The following is a 2,129-nucleotide window of genomic DNA, read 5'->3' on the forward strand; positions in this document are numbered from 1 at the left end:
GTCGACCAGGAGCGGATGGGCGCCAACCCCCGGTCCACCGTCGGCACGGCCACCGATGCCAACGCCATGCTCCGGATCCTCTTCAGCCGGCTGGGCAAGCCGTACATCGGCCCGCCCACTGCCTTCTCCTTCAATGTCCCGACGCGGAAAGCGAGCGGGGTGATGAGCACCGAGAAGAGCGGAGGCCGAGTGGAGCAGAGCGTCGTCCGGAACGCCGTCTACCTGGGCGGAATGTGTCCGCGCTGCGAGGGCATGGGCTCGGTCTCCGATTTCGACCTGACTGCGCTGTTCGACGACAGCAAGTCGCTCGGCGAGGGCGCCCTGACGGTTCCCGGCTACAGCATGGACGGCTGGTACGGCCGCATCTTCAGCGGCGCCGGCTTTCCGATGGACAAGCCGATCGCGAAGTTCACCAAGAAGGAGATGAACGACCTTCTTTACAAAGAGCCCACCAAGATCAAGGTCGAGGGCATCAACCTGACGTACGAGGGGCTCATCCCCAAGATCCAGAAGTCGATGCTGTCCAAGGACGTCGAGGCGATGCAGCCCCACATCCGGGCCTTCGTGGAGCGTGCCATCACGTTTCAGGCGTGTCCCGAGTGTGACGGCACGCGGCTCAGCGCGGAGGCCAGGTCCTCGAAGATCCGGGGCAGGAACATCGCCGAGCTGTGTGAGCTGCAGATCAGCGACCTCGCGGTGTGGGTCCGCGAACTCGACGAGCCCTCCGTGGAGCCGCTGCTCAAAGGCTTGCGACACCTCCTCGATTCGTTCGCTGAGATCGGGTTGGGCTACCTCTCGCTCGACCGTCCGTCGGGCAGCCTGTCCGGGGGAGAGGCACAGCGCACCAGGATGATCCGTCACCTCGGTTCGTCGCTCACCGACGTCACCTACGTCTTCGACGAGCCGACCATCGGGCTGCACCCCCACGACATCGAGAGGATGAACAACCTGTTGCTCCAACTGCGGGACAAGGGCAACACCGTGCTCGTCGTGGAGCACAAACCCGAGACCATCAGCATCGCGGACCACGTCGTCGACCTCGGCCCCGGCGCCGGCACCAAGGGCGGCCGCGTCTGCTTCGAGGGCACTGTGGAGGGGCTGCGGGAAAGTGACACCGTCACCGGACACCACCTCGACGACCGGGCGGTCCTGAAGGGCTCGGTGCGTCCGCCGACCGGCAAACTGGAGATCCGCGGCGCGTCGACGCACAACCTTCGGGACGTGGACGTCGACGTCCCGCTCGGCGTGCTCTGCGTCGTGACAGGGGTTGCCGGATCCGGGAAGAGCTCGCTGATCCACGGCTCGGTGGTCGGCCGTGGCGGCGTGGTGGTGGTCGACCAGGGCGCTATCAAGGGTTCCCGGCGGAGCAATCCTGCGACCTACACGGGCTTGCTGGAGCCGATCCGCAAAGCGTTCGCGAAGTTCAACGGAGTGAAGCCGGCACTTTTCAGCTCCAACTCCGAAGGCGCCTGCCCCACCTGCAACGGTGCCGGCGTCATCTTCACCGAACTGGGTGTCCTGGCCACCGTCGAGTCCACGTGCGAGGACTGCGAGGGGAAGCGGTTCCTGGCATCTGTCCTGGAGTACACACTGGGAGCCAGGAACATCGCCGAGGTGCTCGCGATGTCAGTGAGCGAGGCCGAGGAGTTCTTCGCGGCCGGCGAGGCCCGAACTCCGGCCGCCCACCGGATCCTCGACCGGCTCGTGGACGTCGGACTCGGGTACCTCACCCTCGGCCAGCCGCTTACCACGCTCTCCGGCGGTGAGCGGCAACGCGTCAAGCTGGCCACCCAGATGGCGGAGAAGGGTGACGTCTATGTCCTCGACGAACCGACCACCGGACTCCACCTCGCCGACGTCGAGAACCTGCTGGGCCTGCTCGATCGCCTCGTGGACTCCGGCAGGTCGGTTCTGGTGATCGAGCACCACCAGGCGGTCATGGCTCACGCCGACTGGCTCATCGATCTCGGTCCCGGCCCCGGCAACGACGGCGGGCGAATCGTCTTCGAGGGCACGCCGGCCGACCTCGTCGCCGCCCGCTCCACCCTCACCGGGAAGCACCTCGCTGCCTACGTCGGCACCTGACTGAGCCGGAACAAGAAGAAACCGGCAGTTGCCGGGGCGGGAAG

Annotated in this window: 1 protein-coding gene; it reads left to right on the forward strand. The window is 66.4% G+C overall.

Translation table 11 applies throughout. The annotated features are described in order from the left end of the window. A partial coding sequence (locus Y705_RS0107925) for an ATP-binding cassette domain-containing protein (RefSeq protein ID WP_026532471.1) occupies positions 1-2,085 on the forward strand: 2,085 nt, incomplete at its 5' end. Positions 2,086-2,129: the final 44 nt, after the last annotated feature.

It is taken from the genome of Arthrobacter sp. H41, from assembly GCF_000520535.1.
Classification (GTDB): Bacteria; Actinomycetota; Actinomycetes; order Actinomycetales; family Micrococcaceae; genus Arthrobacter_D.